The following is a 435-nucleotide window of genomic DNA, read 5'->3' as shown; positions in this document are numbered from 1 at the left end:
GGCGCAGCGGCCCCAGCGGCAGCCGGGAGCCGGTCAGGCGGTCGATTTCGGACGCCGCGGAAATCCCGGCACCGGCGCTGAAGGCGGCGAGGATCCAGGAGCCCAGGCTCATGGGCGAGGTGGGCTTGATGGTGCGCAGCATGTTGAGGAACCGCTCGGGCCGGCCCAGGTCTTCGATCAGCGCCACGGCACCGAACCCGACTGCCGTGAGGGCGGACAGGCGGCTGTTGCGGCACAGCGCACGCCGGCCCGTCAATTGCCCGCCGAGTCCGAGCAGCGCCGAGCCGCCGGCCACGCCGCCCAGGAAGAGGTAGAGGGCTATCGGGTCTCCCCACGGCGGCGGCTTGACCACCGGCCGGCCGTAGTAGGAGGCGAACCGTGCCTCCGGCACCACCGGCATTTCGCCCGAGCCGTCTCCGGTCCCGGCGCGGCGCC

The 435-nt window shown here is 73.6% G+C and carries 1 protein-coding gene; it reads right to left on the bottom strand.

The features are described 5' to 3' along the window. Positions 1-435: NrfD/PsrC family molybdoenzyme membrane anchor subunit (gene nrfD / locus AC5RUJ_RS18425; RefSeq protein WP_494156537.1), on the bottom strand; the 435-nt coding region annotated here is incomplete at both ends.

This window comes from Arthrobacter sp. Y3223164, assembly GCF_059091005.1.
This window is presented reverse-complemented; position numbering and strand designations above follow the sequence as displayed.